This window comes from Rhodococcus sp. R1101 (assembly GCF_000278445.1).
GTDB classification, from domain to species: domain Bacteria; phylum Actinomycetota; class Actinomycetes; order Mycobacteriales; family Mycobacteriaceae; genus Rhodococcus; species Rhodococcus gordoniae.
On the sequence record NZ_AJVB01000040.1, the window covers coordinates 1 to 17,487 of the forward strand.

Annotated in this window: 13 protein-coding genes; 7 read left to right on the forward strand and 6 right to left on the reverse strand. The window is 67.9% G+C overall.

Annotation, left to right across the window (positions count from 1 at the left end; all coding sequences use genetic code 11):
- The 4 genes from R1101_RS25910 to R1101_RS0105440 form a co-directional block, all read left to right on the forward strand.
- On the forward strand, positions 1-1,075 hold a 1,075-nt coding region (locus R1101_RS25910; RefSeq protein WP_016932449.1), incomplete at its 5' end, for a LuxR C-terminal-related transcriptional regulator.
- The gene (locus tag R1101_RS25915; protein ID WP_157179120.1) at positions 1,066-2,679 is read left to right on the forward strand and encodes a hypothetical protein; all 1,614 of its coding nucleotides are present in this window, start codon (positions 1,066-1,068) and stop codon (positions 2,677-2,679) included. The genes R1101_RS25910 and R1101_RS25915, both read left to right, overlap by 10 nt.
- Positions 2,680-2,827: 148 nt before the next feature.
- Positions 2,828-4,159, forward strand: coding sequence for a S1 family peptidase (locus R1101_RS0105435; protein WP_016932451.1), 1,332 nt, complete (start codon positions 2,828-2,830; stop codon positions 4,157-4,159).
- A gap of 166 nt (positions 4,160-4,325) precedes the next feature.
- Positions 4,326-5,633: a S1 family peptidase gene (locus tag R1101_RS0105440; protein WP_016932452.1), complete on the forward strand. Its 1,308-nt coding sequence runs from the start codon at positions 4,326-4,328 to the stop codon at positions 5,631-5,633.
- Between the two features lie 333 nt (positions 5,634-5,966).
- Here the strand turns inward: R1101_RS0105440 and R1101_RS0105450 are convergent, their stop codons facing one another.
- Positions 5,967-6,668 (reverse strand): hypothetical protein, encoded by a 702-nt coding sequence (locus tag R1101_RS0105450; RefSeq protein WP_016932454.1) that lies wholly within the window; start codon positions 6,666-6,668, stop codon positions 5,967-5,969.
- A gap of 427 nt (positions 6,669-7,095) precedes the next feature.
- Here R1101_RS0105450 and R1101_RS0105455 point away from each other — a divergent pair, with 427 nt between their 5' ends.
- Positions 7,096-10,302, forward strand: a complete 3,207-nt coding sequence (locus tag R1101_RS0105455; RefSeq protein ID WP_016932455.1) for a (Fe-S)-binding protein — start codon at positions 7,096-7,098, stop codon at positions 10,300-10,302.
- 61 nt (positions 10,303-10,363) lie between these two features.
- Here R1101_RS0105455 and R1101_RS30840 read toward each other — a convergent pair whose 3' ends face one another.
- The 4 genes from R1101_RS30840 to R1101_RS0105470 all read right to left on the reverse strand — a co-directional run bounded on the left by R1101_RS30840 (position 10,364) and on the right by R1101_RS0105470 (position 13,010).
- Positions 10,364-10,906 (reverse strand): hypothetical protein, encoded by a 543-nt coding sequence (locus tag R1101_RS30840; protein WP_232284679.1) that lies wholly within the window; start codon positions 10,904-10,906, stop codon positions 10,364-10,366.
- Positions 10,885-11,322 (reverse strand): type IV toxin-antitoxin system AbiEi family antitoxin domain-containing protein, encoded by a 438-nt coding sequence (locus R1101_RS30845; protein ID WP_232284680.1) that lies wholly within the window; start codon positions 11,320-11,322, stop codon positions 10,885-10,887. The genes R1101_RS30840 and R1101_RS30845 overlap by 22 nt, the downstream gene beginning before the upstream one ends.
- Positions 11,323-11,409: 87 nt before the next feature.
- The gene (locus R1101_RS0105465) at positions 11,410-12,594 is read right to left on the reverse strand and encodes an alkane 1-monooxygenase (RefSeq protein ID WP_016932456.1); all 1,185 of its coding nucleotides are present in this window, start codon (positions 12,592-12,594) and stop codon (positions 11,410-11,412) included.
- A 212-nt stretch (positions 12,595-12,806) separates the two neighbouring features.
- Complete coding sequence (locus tag R1101_RS0105470; RefSeq protein ID WP_006553044.1) at positions 12,807-13,010, reverse strand: cold-shock protein; 204 nt, start codon at positions 13,008-13,010, stop codon at positions 12,807-12,809.
- A 166-nt stretch (positions 13,011-13,176) separates the two neighbouring features.
- Between R1101_RS0105470 and R1101_RS0105475 the strand changes: the two genes are divergently transcribed.
- A complete protein-coding gene (locus R1101_RS0105475) occupies positions 13,177-14,433 on the forward strand; it encodes a pyridoxal phosphate-dependent aminotransferase (protein ID WP_016932457.1) in 1,257 nt (418 codons plus the stop codon).
- 330 nt (positions 14,434-14,763) lie between these two features.
- Positions 14,764-16,053: a YibE/F family protein gene (locus R1101_RS0105480; protein WP_016932458.1), complete on the forward strand. Its 1,290-nt coding sequence runs from the start codon at positions 14,764-14,766 to the stop codon at positions 16,051-16,053.
- Between the two features lie 18 nt (positions 16,054-16,071).
- On the opposite strand, the gene R1101_RS0105485 is transcribed toward R1101_RS0105480, so the two are convergent.
- A partial coding sequence (locus tag R1101_RS0105485; protein ID WP_232284681.1) for an Hsp70 family protein occupies positions 16,072-17,487 on the reverse strand: 1,416 nt, incomplete at its 5' end.

Consider the following 17,487-nt stretch of genomic DNA (forward strand, 5'->3'; position numbering starts at 1 on the left):
CTGCCTGCACTCGGGCGAACTCGGGCACGCGCGCGCCATCCTGGGCCGGCCGGAGATGCCCACCGTGCGCAATCGGGTACTGGTGGCGTGGACCGAGATGCTCGGCGGTGATCTCGCCGCCGCAGCCGCGATCGCCGAGGCCGTCGCCTCCGAGGTGACCGGGCAGCGCGACCTCCTGTTCTTCCATGCCCTGCAGGTCGGGCTGGCGCGACGCAACGCAGACCTCGGAGCGTTGACGATGCGGTGGCAGGCCGCGCAGTCGGTGGTGGCCGAGTACTCCGTCGACCTGTTCGGCCTGCTCCCGCTGGGTGAGCTGTGGCTGGGCGCCGTCCGGCTCGGGGAATCCGCGCGTGTCGCCCATCTCGTCGCCGGCGCCCGCGCGCTGCTGACCACCCTCGGTGAGCCACCGCTGTGGGGCGCGGCGCTGCACTGGTACGGGGTACAGGCCGCGATCGCCGCGGACCGGCCGTCCGACCTCGTCCCCCACGCACGCGCCCTGGCGTTGGCCGCGGAGACCACCGCGTACGCCGCGGTGCTCGCGCGGGCCGGTCATGCATGGCTCGGGGTGCTGCGCGGCGAGGTCGACGCGACACGCATCCGGGAGGCGGCGGAGACCCTCGCGTCCGTGGGTCTTCCGTGGGACGGCGCGAAGCTCGCGGGCGAAGCCGCGCTGCGCGCCGCCGACACCACCGTGGCCACCGGATTACTGCAGGTCGCGCGGACGATCAGGCAGGACGGCCCGGGTGGTCGAGCACCGGTCGACGCCGCCCTTGACACTCCCCCGAACGAGCCGGACGACGCGCCCCTCCGCGCCCGCGAGAAGCCGGGTGCACTGTCCGAACGCGAAGCGCAGGTGGCCGACCTGGTGGTTTCGGGCCTCACCTATCGGGAAGTCGGAAACCACCTGTACATTTCCGCGAAGACCGTGGAACATCATGTCGCCCGTATCCGGCGCCGACTCGGTGCCGGTTCCCGCTCGGAGCTCCTGTCGCTGCTCCGCGCCATGGGGCACGGCGCAGATGTATCCCGTCGCACACACTCCGACCGGAATGGAGGCAAGCCGGCATGTCCGTAGGCGTAGGCCTGAGGGTGGGGACCACCGTGTCGTCGGTTGCGGTCACCTCACCGACGCCGGGACGGCCGGACCCCGCACCGATCGAGCGGTTCACCGCCGTCCACCTGCATTCCGACGGCACCGCGACGCTGGGCGACCACGACGTCGTCGACGGGCTCACCAGCTCCTTCACCGGTTTCGTCGACCGCCTCGGCCACTCGGGCGGGGTCCGCGCCAACGACGGTTCGCTCTCCCGCGCCGAAGACCTGGTCGCCACGGCCATGGAATGCCTCCTCGCCGACGCGGCCACTGTCATCGGCGACACCCCGTACACCGCGGTGGCGACGCACCCCACCGACTGGCCGAATTCGACGGTCGCGGTGCTGCGCAACGCCCTCGACTACGTCGGATTGCGCCACGTCTCGCTCGTCTCCGACGCCGAGGCCGCCGCGGCCTGGTTCGAATCGCAGGTCGCGCACCAGACCGGACGACTCGTCGCGGTCTACCACATCGACCCGCAGGGCTCGACCGTCACGCTCGTGCGCTCGGGAGTCGCGGCGGGCAAGGCGTTCCGCTTCGCCGAGGGCAACGCCCCGTCGGTCGCGGCGCAGCTCTCGTCCGCGCTCGGTGCGTTCGGCTGGCTCGTGAGCAACCTCGACGCCATCGTGGTCACGGTCGACGAAGCCGTCGACCCGAGCGCCGCGCAGCTCGTGGCGCAGTCGGTGAAGACCGGTCTCGGCGTGCGGTGCGCTCTCGCTCCCGAGCCGCACCAGACGATGGTGCGCGGCGCCGCGCTCGCCGCCGCTGCCGGCTCGGTGGATCTTCTCGGTTCGACGCAGATCCTGCCCACCGCCAAGCTCGCCGAACCCCGCCGCAGCGAACTCGATCCCGAGATCACCGCGGTGATCGCGAAGATCACCACGACGCCTCCTCCGGGTGCGACGCCCGCCGCTGCCGGCGCAGCACCCGCCGCGAACACGTCGAAGGCGACCGTCGCTGCCGTCTCGGCTACCGGCGATTCCCCCGACGACAAGCCCTCCGGACGCTCGTCGAAGGTCACCGCGATCGCGGCGGCCGCGGCAATCGCGCTGCTCGTCGGTGTCGGCGCGCTGGTGTTCGGCCTGCGGGACTCCCCCACGGCCACCGCGGGCACGCAGGTCGCCGAGACGCCGACAGCACCCGCGACCACCACCCCCTCGAAGTCGAGCCCGCCTCCGGCTCCCCGCAGCACCGAGGAGACCCCTACTACGGAGCCGAGCGAGTCGGCCACCGCCGAGGAGATGATCCCGGCCGCCCCGCCGGTCGTACAGCAGACCTGGGTCGATCCCACCACCGGCACGAGCGAGCAGTCCTCTTCTTCGTCCTCGTCGCGGTCGAGCACCTCGGGCGCGTCCTCGACCACGTCGAGCACCGGCTGGTCGCGGCGGAGCCAGCCCGACGAGTCGTCCGGTGGCGGCAGCAGCGACAGTGGTGGCGGAGACAGCAGTGGCGGAAGTACACCGACGACCACGACTACGACCACGACCACTTCCGTCCCGGATCCCGGCCCCGGGGACGGTGGCACCACTCCCGGAGACGGCAGCGGAAATGGGGACGGCACCAATCCCGAAGGTCAGAATCCGTGATGCGTAACTAATCAGCGGGCGCAGTCCCAGTGGTGACCTACGGCACTATCGGCGGTCGCCGGGCCGTCCCGTAGGCTGTCCCGCGGGTCGGCTCGCCGACTCCTCGAAGCACCTGTTCACGAGCACATCGAGCACACGAAAGGCTTCCATGCGTCTCTCGTCGGCGTCGCGCGCCGCAGTCCGTTCCACCACCCGCCGCGTCGCAGTCGCAGCGGCATCCGCGGTTCTGCTGGCAGTGCCCCTGAGCTCCACAGCGAGCGCGGCGCCCGCCGAACAGTTGCCTGCTCCCGAGCTTCCCACCGAGCTCGTCGAAGCGATCCAGCGCGACCTGGGTCTGACGCCCGAGGAATACCTCGATCGCGCAGCCCGAGCGCAGGAACTCGGTGACTACGCCCGCGACTTCCGCTCCGAGCGTCCCTCCGAGTTCGCAGGCGCCTGGCTCGGCGAGGACGGCAAGCCCGTCATCGCCGTCACGAACCCCGAGGCCGCAGAGAAGGCAGCCCAGGACGGCTACCGGGCGACGGTCGCGCCGGTCTCGGCCGACGGACTCGAGCAGGCCCTCGCCGAGCTGAACCGCTGGGTGGCGGGACTCCCGCGCGAGGTGTCGTCGCAGATCAACTCCGCGTCGATCGATGTGCTCAACAACCAGATCGTCCTCGACATCGTGAACTCGCCGATCGGGCGCGCGCTGAACCTTCCGTCCCTCGTGGCGAACGTGCAGGTCCAGTTGTCGCCGGGCATGCCGCCGAACGATCCGGCCCCGATGGGTGGCGACACCTACATCACCGCCGACGGCGACGTCCGTGATACGCCGATCGAACGCATCGGCATCTGCTCGTTCGGTTTCAACGGTGTCGACGCCGACGGCGACGCCGTCAACCTCACCGCCGGACACTGCGACGCGGTGGCTCGCGCCGACGGCGGTTCGACCGTCTACCTGCCCAACCGCGCGAACATCGACGACAGCGTCCGCATCGGCAAGTTCACCGACTCCACGGTGGGTACCGACAGCACCCTCGACTACGGGATCGTCACCCTCGACAAGGCAGGCGTCGAAGCCGGCCTCGACCGCCCGGCGGTCCGCGGCGGCAACGGCTCGACCCTCACGGTCACCGGCACGGCCGTTCCGGTCGTCGGCGCGCCCGTCTGCAAGTCGGGACAGTCGTCGTCGTTCACGTGCGGCCTCGTCGTCGCCGATCGCATCGAAACCCAGCTGACCTACGACTCGGGCTTCTCGAGCACCATCCGCGGCTTCGCGACCTCGGCGTGCACCCTCGCGGGTGACAGCGGCGGCGCGATCGTCACCGGCACCCTCGCGCTCGGTGTGATCAGTGGATCGAACAGCGCGGGCGCGCCGAACTGCGTCGAGGCCAACCTGGTGCTCGCACCCAACGGCGGCACCTCCAGCCTCGGTATTCCGATCCAGGACATCGAGAACGCGACCGGCTCGCGAGTCCGTACTGCGTCGAACCCAGCGTAACGCCCGGAACACCCGGGCCGTTCGTCACAACAGTCACACGAGTCTCATACGTAACCGAGAAGTACCTATGTACTTCCTCGATCACCCCTTAGGATCGGACGGACGCCGATCCGCGGGGGACGGCGCCTTCGCGCGCGCAGGCCGCGAAGGAACGAGAAAGGTATCCATGCGACGCACCTTCGCACGTCGGACGGCTGTCATCGGCTCGACCGCACTGCTGCTCCTCGGTCCTGCCGTTGCCATCGCGCAAGCCGAACCCGAGACCGAACCCGCGCAGACATCGTCTCTGCCGGCCGAGCTCGTCGAGGCGTTGCAGCGCGACCTGAAGATCGATGCCGAGCGCTTCCTCGCCGATGCGCAGCGCAGCCAGGAGCTCGCGGCGTTCGCCGAGAAGGCACGGGAGCAGTTCGACGCCGTCTTCGCCGGTGTGTGGCTGGACGACCGGGGCACCCCCACCGTCGGCCTCACCGAAGGCGACGGCTTCGACGAGGCCCGCACGGCCGCCGAGGACGCCGGATTCACCGTTGCCGAGACGCAGCGCAGCGAGGACGCCCTCGAAGAGCAGCTCGGCGCACTGGGCGACTGGCTCGAGACCCAGCCGCCCGCCGTCGCCGACGTCATCCGCGGCATCGCCGTCGACGTGGTCAACAACGACGTCGTCGTGCGCACCGACAACGTCTCCGGCGTCGAGCTTCCCGACTTCCTCGACGGCGTGCGCGTGCTGTTCGCTCCCGCCGAACTGACCCCGGAGGGCGCAACCGACCTGCAGCCCATCGCCGGTGGTCTCGGCGCGCCCGACGCGCTCTTCGGCGGCGACGCCTATGCCGCGCTCGGTGCCGGCGAAGGGCTCCGTTGCTCGCTCGGCTTCAACGCCGAGGACGGCAGCGGACGTCCTGTGAACATCACCGCCGGTCACTGCGACCCCAACCGCGCCCAGGCCGGTACGCGATGGGCCGCCCAGGTCCACCAGCTCGTCGGCGACAACCTCGGTCAGCACCTCGGCTCGTTCGAGAAGACCGTGCTCGACCGCAGCGACTACGCGCTGATCCGTCCCTCCGCCGAGGCCGCAGCCCGCTTCGAGAACAACGGTGTGCGCGTTCCGTTCGCCGCTCCGCTGACCATCACGGGCGTCGCGGATCCCGTCGTCGGCACCCCGGTCTGCAAGTCGGGCCTGCGCACCGGCTACAGCTGCGGCGTCGTGACGGCCGCCAATCAGAACGTCGAGATCGGCCACCGCGTGCTCGAGAACGGCTTCTCCACCAACCTGTGCGCCCTGCAGGGCGACAGCGGCGGCACCCTCGTCACCGGCACGCTCGCCCTCGGCATCTCCAGTGCGTCCAATGTCGGCCAGTACGGCATGTGCGAGATCGCCGGCTTCGTCAGCGGCCTGCTCGGTGAGACGCCCGAACTGTTCGCCACGCCGATCAAGACGGTCCTGGCGGAGAACCCGGGCCTGAAGGTCCGCACCTGGTAGCGCGAGTCCACACGACGACGAGGCCCGGCTTCCGCACCGCGGAGGCCGGGCCTCGTCTCGTCTCATCTCCGCAGATTGCACTCTTCTCGGAGCGCCGTTCGGGCACCAAGATCGAATCGGGATAGGCTCGCCCGATCGGTCGGACCGGACGAGTGGACCGCAGGGACAGAGGGAGATCGAAGTGCTGGGATCATCGATCGTGGGCAGTATTGCGGTGCTGCTCACGGATCAGCAGGTGCTGTGGAATCTGATCAGGCTTTTCCTGGCCGGTTGATCTGCATACGAAACGGCCCCGTCACCCTGCAGGGTGACGGGGCCGTTTCGTACTACTGCTTACTTACCTTCGGCCCACTGCGTGGTTCCCGGAGCCGCCAGCAGATCCTGCACCACCGCAATACCCGCGATGACAGCCGTCGGGCCGCCGGCAACGAATGCACCGATGGTGGCGCCACCACCGGCTCCTACCACGCATCCACCGATCGGTCCGCCGATGGGAGTTGCAGGAATACCTACGACGGCGCCGACAACACATCCGATGATCGCGCCCGCGACAGTGCCGATAGCGGTGGCCATGCCCAACTGCGACACGAAGTTCTGCTGCGACTTCAGGTTTTCTTCGGGCGATGCGACATCGGTGAGCTTCAGCGCCACCGGGGTGAGCGACGGTCCGACCTTGTCCTCGGGAGCAACCGGGACAGTCTTGGACAAGTCGGTGACCGGGGTCAGCGTCAGGGTCTTGCCGTCCTCGCTCACCTCACGCTCGAAAGGCAGCTGCAGATCGCCGAGCTGGATCGCGAGCGGCAGGCTGAGGACGGTGCCGCCCTCGTCGTCCTGCAGTTCGACGCTCTTTCCGTCTCCGGAGACCTGGAAGGAACCTGCGTCGATGACGGTCACGACGGACTCGCCCTCGGGCCGGACCTCGTAGTTGATGGCGTCTTCGTCGGCTGCGGCCGGAGCGGCGTACGAAGTTCCGGCGGTGATGCCCATGGCGGCGATCGTCATCGTCGCCACAGCGGCAAGCTTCTTGAGCTTCATCTGTTTCCGTTCTGTGACATGGCGCACGCCCGGCGGGACGCCCCCCATTTATGTGACCGACATGGAGTTCTACGGCCCCCGACACTGACCTCCGCAGCAGAACTCCACATACGCGGCAGATCATATCCGACATCACAGTTCGCGCGTTATACCCTATCCGCCCAAAAGTGACCCGATTGTGGCACGACACCCTGAGGCGAGACTTTTTCGCGATCTTCCTCGGTCGACTTAGGACATCCTGACGAGGAGAGCTGTCACGTTTGACCGTTAACGTGTCCGGGCACACCCTCTCCGATCCGATCTCGGATTTTATTACTCGTCGGTAACTCAGCCCAGCCCAAGCTACTAGTGGGTAACTTATCGTGCGTTACGATGCGGAGACTTGTACCAGGCGGCACGACGCCGCCCCCGACACGAAAGGCCACGTATGAATGCCCTGACGATTACGTTGGGCACGATCGGCGTGCTGCTGAGCCTCGTGTGTTGGTTCGCGTTCATCAGCGGCGCGCTGAAGATGGTCAACACGATCCGGGTCGGCCAGCCGGCCCCGGACCGCTGGCGGCCGTTCTTCCCGCGCTTCAAGCAGATGGTCGTCGAATTCCTCGCGCACACGAAGATGGTCAAATTCCGTACCGTCGGCTGGGCGCACTGGCTGGTGATGGTCGGCTTCATGCTCGGCGCGATCGTCTGGTTCGAGGCCTACGGCCAGACGTTCGACCCGAACTTCCATTGGCCCCTCATCGGCGACACTGTCGTCTACCACTTCATCGACGAGATTCTCGGCCTCGGCACCGTGATCGGCATCCTGACGCTGATCTACATCCGCCAGCGCAACCATCCGCGTCAGCCCGGCCGGATGTCGCGCTTCAGCGGCTCGAACTTCAAGGCCGCCTACTTCGTCGAAGCGGTCGTGCTGCTCGAGGGTCTGGGCATGATCCTGGTGAAGGCCGGCAAGATCGCCACCTACCACCATCACAACGCCTACACCGACTTCTTCACGATGCAGGTCGCCCGGATCCTTCCGGAGAGCCCCGAACTCGTGTCGGTGTTCGCATTCATCAAGCTCATGTCGGGCATGGTGTGGCTCTACATCGTCGGCCGCAACATCACCTGGGGTGTCGCGTGGCACCGCTTCTCGGCCTTCTTCAACATCTACTTCAAGCGTGAGGACGACGGCGGTCCCGCCCTCGGCGCCGCACGCCAGATGATGTCCGGCGGCAAGCCCGTCGACATGGAAGACGCCGATCCGGACAAGGACACCTTCGGTGCAGGTCGCATCGAGGACTTCACGTGGAAGGGCTGGCTCGACTTCACGACCTGCACCGAGTGCGGTCGTTGCCAGTCGCAGTGCCCTGCCTGGAACACCGGCAAGCCGCTGTCGCCGAAGCTGCTCATCACGTCGCTGCGCGACCACGGTTACGCCAAGGCGCCGTACCTGCTCGCCGGTGGTCGCACCGACATCGGGGGCGACGAGGTCGGCCTGGTCGACGCCGACGGCAATCCGAACGAAGCCAAGCTCGCGAAGATCCCGGCATCGGCACGTGAGGAAGCGGGCCGCAAGCTGGTCGGCGAGACCGAGGCACTGGTGGAGGGCGGCGAACTCGCTCCCGTCATCGACACCGAGACCCTGTGGTCGTGCACCAACTGTGGTGCGTGCGTCGAGCAGTGCCCGGTGGACATCGAGCACGTCGACCACATCATCGACATGCGTCGCTACCAGGTGCTCATCGAGTCGGACTTCCCGTCCGAGCTCGCAGGTCTGTTCAAGAACCTCGAGAACAAGGGGAACCCCTGGGGCCAGAACGCCAAGGACCGTCTCAACTGGATCAACGAGATGGAGTTCGACATCCCGGTCTTCGGGCAGGATGCCGACAGCTTCGACGGCTACGAGTACCTCTTCTGGGTCGGCTGTGCCGGTGCCTACGAGGACCGCGCCAAGAAGACCACGAAGGCCGTCGCCGAGCTCCTCGCGACCGCCGGCGTGAAGTTCATGGTTCTCGGCGCCGACGAGACCTGCACCGGCGACTCCGCTCGCCGCGCGGGCAACGAGTTCCTGTTCCAGCAGCTGGCACAGCAGAACATCGAGGTCCTCAACGGTGTGTTCGAGGGCGTCGAGCAGAGCAAGCGCAAGATCGTCGTGACCTGTGCGCACTGCTTCAACGCGCTGAACAACGAGTACCCGCAGGTGGGTGGCAGCTACGAGGTCGTGCACCACACGCAGCTGCTCAACCGTCTGGTGCGGGCGAAGAAGCTGGTCCAGGTCAAGGCCGTCGGCCAGGACGTCACCTACCACGACCCGTGCTTCCTCGGACGGCACAACAAGGTCTACAACGCTCCGCGTGAGCTGATGGCGGCGTCGGGCGCGAAACTCGTCGAGATGCCGCGTCACGGCGAGCGGTCCATGTGCTGTGGTGCCGGTGGTGCCCGCATGTGGATGGAGGAGAAGATCGGTAAGCGCATCAACATCGACCGCGTCGACGAAGCGCTCACCACCAATCCCGCCAAGATCGCGACGGGCTGCCCGTTCTGCCGCGTCATGCTCACCGACGGTGTGACCGCGCGTCAGGAAGAGGGCAAGGGCGAGGGCGTCGAGGTCATCGACGTCGCGCAGCTCATGCTCGAGTCCATCTCACGTGTCGAGGCAGCGAAGCTCAGCGACAACATCAAGGTCGTCCAGCAGCCGAAGACTCCGGTCGAGGTCGAGGAGACCGCGGAAGAGGTCGAGAAGGAGCGCGTCGAGGAGGTCGAGGCGGCAGCGGCAGCACCGGCTGCTCCGAAGACCACCGGTGTCCCGAAGGCCGGCGGCCTGCAGATGAAGGGCGGCCTGAAGGCTCCGGGCGGACCGAAGGCTCCTGGGGGCGCGAAGGCTCCTGCTGCCGAGGCAGCCGAGGCGCCGACAGCTCCGAAGGCGAAGCCGGGTGGCCTGCAGATGAAGGGCGGCCTGAAGGGTCCGGGCGCGAAGAAGGCTGCGGCTCCGGCCGCACCGGCCGCGTCGTCCGAGGCTTCTTCTGTTCCTGAGGCCGAGGCACCGGCAGCGCCGAAGGCGAAGCCGGGTGGGTTGCAGATGAAGGGCGGTCTCAAGGCTCCGGGCGCGAAGGCGCCGGGCGCTGCGAAGCCGGCCGCACCTGCTGCTCCCGCCGCTCCTGCCGAGTCGTCGGACGCTCCCGCTGCCGAGGCACCCGCGGTGCCGAAGGCGAAGCCGGGCGGACTGCAGCTCAAGAGCGGCCTGAAGGGACCGGGCGCCAAGAAGGCGGCTCCGGCGGCATCCGCGGCTCCGGCTGCACCTGCCGAGGAGGCACCTGTTGCCGAGGCTCCCGCGGCCGAGGCGCCTGCTGCGGAGCAACCGAAGGAGTCGGTGATCCCGCAGGCGAAGCCGGGCGGATTGCAGCTCAAGAGCGGCCTGAAGGGTCCGGGCGCGAAGAAGGCTGCGGCTCCGGCCGCACCGGCGAAGGCGGAGCCGACGCCGGAACCCGAGCCGGTCGCCGAGGCTCCTGCTGAGCCGGAGGCGGTCGCGGAGGCTCCTGCTGAGCCCGAGGCCCCCAAGGCCCCGGCGAAGCCGGAGGTCGAGGCACCGAAGGCGAAGCCGGGCGCGCTCGGCTTCAAGCCCGGCGCCAAGGCACCTGGCCGCAAGTAAGCAGGATTGAAACAAAGCTCGCAGCCCCAGTGACCAGTCACTGGGGCTGCGAGCTTTTCTGCTACCTTGCGAGCTTCCGCACTACCCAGTCTCCTGTCGGCTCAGCCGACCGTGCCGCCAGGTCGATCGCCTCGCGGATCCGACTCACCACCTCCCCCGGCGTCTGCAGATCTGCCCACGTCCATCGGACGACGACCCAGCCGGCACGACGAAGCGCGTCCTCGCGCAACTTCTCCCGGAACACCACGTCTTCGGCGTCCGTCGACGCGACCCCGTCGCGTCGGTATTCGACCCGCCCGTCGAACTCCCCGATCACGCCGTGGTCGGGCAGGAGGAAGTCCACTCGCGCGAGCCACTTGCCGGTTGCGTCGAACACGTCGACCTGCGTTCGGGGTATCGGCAACTGTTCGCGCACCATCAGCACGCGGCTGCGCGACTCGCCGACACTGTCGCTGCGATCGTTCATGAAGCAGACCGCGCGGGTCGCGCGGGCACGTCCCGGATGGCGCCCCATCCGTTCGAGGGCAACACACAACTCCTCGGCGGTCACCAGACCGTTGCGTAGCGCGTGGTCGCCGACGATCACAGCGTGCTCGAACGGCACGGTGGCGCCAGATCGACGACCGTCCGCGCGACATTCAGTACCCGTACACCGCCGATTTCGACGACTTCGTCTTCACCGAATCGCGAGGAGTGCAGCACGCGTGCGGTGCTCGTCGTCGCCCCGCCGGTCCGGTTCCGTGTCAGATGCACGGCATCGAGCGGCAACTGCCATGTCTCGAGGCCGTGCAGGACCGCTGCCGAGACGTGGCTGAGCGCGCTTTCCTTCACAGCATTCGCCGACGCGGCACGCGCCCGGTAGGCATGCCGGGTTCGGTCGTCCGATCTCTCGTAGGAGGCAGTGGGCACGTAGATCCCTTGTGACAGGCGCGTCCATGTACCGATGCGCACCAAGCGTCGAATCTCGGAGGGCGTCACGCCCCGTCGGATCGCCTCGCTGCGGCGAATGATCTCCCCCATGCCGCACAGCGTCGCCTACTCGAGCGGAGCAATCGGGTGCGCGTGGCCCGCTGCCGCCGATCTGGGGATGAGCGGGCGGCCTGTGGACTACTGCGATCCACGTTGCGCGCGCGCATGACGCGCGAGCACGGACTTGCGTGTGGACGGGTGTACGTTGATCCGCGAGAAATCGTGGCCGTAGTGCTCGAGCAGTCGCGGGTCCATCACCCGTCGCCACAGCGGCGGAAAAAGGGCCAGGATGATCATCACCGCGTAACCGGCGGGTAGCTGCGGCGCCTGCGGCATCGACCGCAGCGTCTGGTAGCGGCGCAGCGGGTTGGCGTGGTGGTCGCTGTGCCGCTGCAGGTTGTAGAGGAACAGGTTGGAACACACATGGTTGCTGTTCCAGCTGTGCTGGGGCTGCACGCGTTCGTAGCCACCATCGGGTCGCTTGTCGCGCAGCAGCCCGTAGTGCTCGAGATAGTTGGCGCCCTCGAGGAACATGATCGCCATGACGGCCTGGACGGCCAGCCACGGGGCGATCGACCAGCCGAACACCGCGATGAGCACGGCAAAGAGGACGACGCTGAGCGCCCACGCGTTCAGGATGTCGTTGTGCCGCAGATTCCAGAACGACGTGCCGCGACGTTCGAGCCGGCCCTTCTCGTAGCGGATCGCGGAGCGGAGGCTGCCGAACACCGAGCGGGGAAGGAAACGCCAGTAGCTCTCCCCCATGCGGGCGGTGGCCGGGTCCTCGGGAGTCGCGACGCGCGCGTGGTGCCCACGATTGTGTTCGACGTAGAAGTGGCCGTAGAACGACTGGGCGAGGGCGATCTTCGCGAGGCGCCGCTCGATGGTGGTGCGTTTGTGCCCGAGCTCGTGCGCCGCGTTGATGCCGACGCCGCCGACGATGCCGAGCGTGGCGGCCATCGCGAATCGTTCGGCGCCGCCCATGGGTTGCGACACCCACATCCAGCATCCGAAGGCCAGGCCCGCATATTGCAGCGGGAGGTAGAGATAGGTGCAGTAGCGGTAGTACCGGTCGTTCTCGAGCGTCCGCATCATGCTGTCGGGCGGATTGCTCGTGTCCGGTCTCACGAAGGCGTCCACCAGCGGGCACAGGACGGCGATGACCAATGCACCCGTGGCCCAGAAGACGCCGAACTTCAGGTGTTCGACGAGCAGGTAGGCGAGGAACGGGCTCAGGGGGACGACGAGTCCGTACAACCAGAGGCGTTTCTTGGGGTCGGTCCACCGATCGGGCTTCGTACCGCGAGGAGTCGCCGAATCCACAAACACCTGTCCCCCAAGAAGAAAAACCTGTCCGGTACGAATCCCCCCGCACCGGAGAAAACAAACTGCAACCCCACGACCCGGCTACACAATACAAGCCGTACTTACCGGCCGGTAGGTCCAGCTGCGATGTATGTGGCGCACAGCACACGACGACGGCGCCGCACGAAAGTGCGGCGCCGTCGTACGCGGAATTCTCGAAGGGATGCGACCTAGATGGCGCGCACACCCTGAGCCTGCGGGCCCTTCTGGCCCTGGCCGATCTCGAACTCGACTCGCGCTCCCTCGTCCAGGGTCTTGAAGCCCGATCCCTGGATCTCGGAGTAATGGACGAAAACGTCTGCTCCCCCACCATCCTGCTCGATGAAGCCGAAGCCCTTTTCCGCGTTGAACCACTTGACGGTGCCCTGCGCCATACCACTTGCTCCTTGCATTCCCCCACGTCACCCCGACGTGGAGCCTAGATGGACCTCGATCATCGCACTGATCCGGACATTCGTCGCGCCTTGTTTCCCAACTCGTTACCGCAACCGGCAAAACGCGGATGAAATCGTGTTGCGGCACGGTGGCACGATGTAACCCGTGACTACCGAGGAGCAAGGCCAACTTCACCATCACATCAGCCGTCGGCTCGAGCAGTCGTCGAAGCTCCAGAACGTGCTCTACGAGATCCGCGGGCCGGTGCACGCCCACGCCGCGCGGCTCGAGGCCGAGGGGCATCGCATCCTCAAGCTCAACATCGGCAACCCCGCGCCGTTCGGGTTCGAGGCGCCCGACACGATCGTGCAGGACATGATCGCGGCGCTGCCCCACGCGCAGGGCTACTCGGAGTCCAAGGGCATCGCCTCCGCCCGGCGCGCGATCGTCACGCGCTACGAGCTCGTGCCGCGTTTTCCCAAGTTCGACATCAACGACGTCTATCTGGGCAACGGCGTCTCCGAGCTCATCACCATCACCATGCAGGCCCTGCTCGACGACGGCGACGAGGTGCTCATCCCGGCACCCGACTACCCGTTGTGGACGGCGATGACCTCGCTGGCGGGTGGCACCCCGGTGCACTACCTGTGCGACGAGACCAACGGCTGGAACCCGGACATCGAGGACATCGAGTCCAAGATCACCGAACGCACCAAGGCGATCGTGGTGATCAACCCGAACAACCCGACGGGCGCCGTGTACTCGCACGAGGTGCTCGAGCAGATCGTGCATCTCGCCCGTAAGCACCAGCTGTTGCTGCTCGCCGACGAGATCTACGACAAGATCCTGTACGACGATTCGAAGCACACCTCCCTCGCCTCGCTGGCTCCCGATCTGCTCTGCCTGACCTACAACGGGCTGTCGAAGGCCTACCGTGTCGCCGGTTACCGGTCGGGGTGGATGGTCATCACCGGTCCGAAGGAGCACGCGGCCGGCTTCCTCGAGGGCGTCGACCTGCTGGCGTCGACCCGGTTGTGCCCCAACGTGCCGGCCCAGCACGCCATCCAGGTGGCCCTGGGCGGTTATCAGAGCATCGAGGACCTCGTACTGCCCGGTGGGCGCCTGCTCGAGCAGCGCGACGTGGCGTGGGAGCGGCTCAATGCGATCCCGGGCGTGAGCTGCGTGAAGCCGCGCGGTGCGCTGTACGCCTTCCCGCGGCTCGATCCGGAGGTCTACGACATCCACGACGACGAGAAGCTCGTGCAGGATCTGCTGCTGCAGGAGCGCATCCTCGTCACGCAGGGCACGGGCTTCAACTGGCCGAACCACGACCATCTGCGCATCGTGACGCTGCCCTGGGCCCGCGATCTCGCAGTGGCGATCGAGCGGATCGGCAACTTCCTGTCCTCCTACAAGCAGTAGGAGGAGGCCTCCGGCTCGCCGGGGCGGGGAATTGTTGCCAAATGGTGACCTTGCCGTTTTCGGGACCAAAGTCCCTGCTTGACGGCATGCGCGACCTGCCCGATCGGACAGTTTGCCGGTTTCGTGACCATGGACACACGCCAATCCCTCCCAAGTCGGGGCCGAAACCAGTAATTTGTCTTACGGCACTATGTACTACGCACGGTGCCGGGCTCCCTGATCGATCGCCATCCCCCCTGTGCGAGATCAGGTGACGGTGGCGGGGACACCCCCCCTGCTCCCCGCCACCACCAGCCCATCCTTCTCGCCCCCCTTGGCTAGCCTGTTCGAGTGAGTCACGGACACGGGCACTTCGGCCACGGACACGGACACGGACACGGGCAGGCCGAAAGTCCTACACCCCTCGGCCCCATCGCCGCGAAGATCGTCGTCGGCCTGCTGACCGCGATCGGTCTTCTGGTGCTCTTCGGCACCGCTCTGCTGTGGCCGAGCAGCCGCTCCGTGGACATCCCCGCCCCCTTCCGCACCACCGCCGGCGACGCAGTCGTCACCGAGGCCGGGACGGTCGTGGAACAGAACACCGGGCCGTGCGGAAGCCCGTCCTTCGGTCGCGTCTTCACCGGCGAACCGTCCCCGCCCGCGGTCGACACCTTCGCCTGCGAACGCAGCATCGTCGCCATCGAATCCGGGCCCGACGACGGCGCCCGCACGCTCCTCGAGGTGATCCCGGGCCCGGGCCAACCGGAACTGCAGGCCGATGACGAGATCCGCCTCGTCCGCCAGACCGACCCGTCGGGCACCACCCAGTACTCCTTCTACGACTACGCCCGCGGCTTACCGCTCGCGTTGGTGGTCGCGGCCTTCGCGATCGTCGTCGTCGCGATCGCCCGGTGGCGCGGTCTGCGCGCCCTGATCGGCCTCGGTGTCGCGTTCGGCGTGCTGGTGGTGTTCATGCTTCCGGCGCTCCTGGACGGCAAACCCGCGGTGCCGGTCGCGCTCGTCGGCGGTGCGCTCATCCTCTACGCGGTGCTGTATCTGGCGCACGGCGTGAATCTGCGGACGAGTTCGGCGTTGCTCGGCACCCTCGCCTCGATGGTCGTCGCGGCCGTGCTGTCCTATGTTGCGATCCGGTCGACGCACCTGACCGGTCTGTCGGAGGAACAGAACACCGACGTGCAGCTGTACATCGGGCACGTGTCGATCTCGGGCCTGCTGCTGGCCGGATTCATCATCGGCTCGCTCGGTGTGCTCAACGACGTCACCATCACGCAGGCGTCGTCGGCGTTCGAACTCGCCGGGCTCGATCCCGACTCGTCGCGCCGGGACATCTTCTCGGCGGCGATGCGCGTGGGCCGCGACCACATCGCGAGCACCGTCTACACGCTCGTCCTCGCCTATGCGGGCGGCGCGTTGCCGTTGCTGCTGTTGTTCTCGGTGGCCGGGCGGTCGATCACCGACGTGATCACCGGTGACGCCGTGGCCATCGAGGTGGTCCGCGCATGCGTGGGCGGCATCGCGCTCACCTTGTCGGTGCCGCTCACCACGGCGATCGCCGCCGTGCTCGCGCGCACCGATGCACCCGGACGACAGACGAGTGGCCGGCACGCGCGACGCGCGTGAGCCGGGGACTCGGTGACCTCAGGGCAGCCGGATCTGCGGCAGCGGCGGCAGCTCGATCGTCGGCAGCGGCGGCAAGGGCACACCGAGACCCGGAATGGTCGGCGGCGGCGGCGCGGGTTCCGGCTCGGGTGCCGGCGGGACCGGGCGCGGTGTGTAGGTCGTCGGGACCGGTTCCGGAGTAGCCGAGGTGGTCGTGGTGACCTGTGTGGGAGCTACAGCCGGTGCCGGGTTCGGACGCGGCGCGCTGGTGGTGGGCGGGACGTACGACTGGGTCGGGCTCGTCTCGTCGGCGGAGGCACCGGTGAAGCCGGTACTCAGCGCCACGCCGATGACCGCGACCACCGCGAGGGCCGTGCCCGCGATCCCGGCGCCGGAGATCTGCCTGCCGCTGACCGACGGACCGCGACCGGCCAGCGACGACCACCACGGCTTCTTCGCGTCGGCGGACTCCGCACCGGTGGCGGCAGCCGTGGGCGCAGCGGCCGCGGTGGCGACGACCGGGATCTGTTCGGTGTCGGCGCTCGTCGACGGGGGCCGGCCCGGCACGATGCGCGTGAGGGTGCTCACCGGTTGCGAGGTGGCCGGTTGCGCGGCGGCCATGGCCCCGCCCTTGGCGAGGACGAGTTCGGGCTCGTGCGGCACCACCAGGGGCAGGCCGAGCCAGGAGCGCAGTACCTCCTGCACGAGCGGGATGTGCGCCCCGCCGCCGATCAGGACCACTGCCTCCGGGTTGCGACCGGCACGGGAGATCACCTGGTGCACGAACTGGGCCGACGACTCGACACACTGACCGATGAGCGGATCGAAGGTTTCACGCGACATGAGTACGACCCCGGCAGCGCCCGGCACCGCCACGGTGTCGCTCTGCGAGAGCTTCTCCTTGGCCTCGCGGCACTGCGCCGACAGTTCGTCGTCGGTGGCGGGGTCGTCGGGTCGCCACACGCCGTTGGTGTCGAGCTGGTGGTCGCGGATGACGTTGTCGAAGACCCGGCCGCCGATGCTGTCGGTGCGTTCGGCGAGCACTTCCCGGGAGACGAGGTCGACGACGGTGACGGTGAGTCCGGCGTCGCCGAGGTCGTAGAAGACTGCGGTGTTGCTCCCGAGTTCTCCGGTGGCCTGCAGATAGGTGACCGCGGCCTCGGGTTCGGAGACGAGCAGGTACCGGTCGATGTGTTCGACGGCCATCGCCGCGCGCAGCCGATCGGCCTGGGCCTGGTCGCGGTAGACCAACCCCACACGCTCGATCGGGTCGCCCGCGACACCCGTCTGGAAGAGCACCCCGAGGGTGCCCGCAGCCAGACGCGCCGGATCGTCCTTACCCGTCTCGACCACCTGGAACTGGAATCCTGCGGTCGGGGATGTTCGATCCACCGGCCGCACCACCCGAACGGCGCTCTCCCCCACGGTTACACCGAGAATAGAACTCATCAGCCG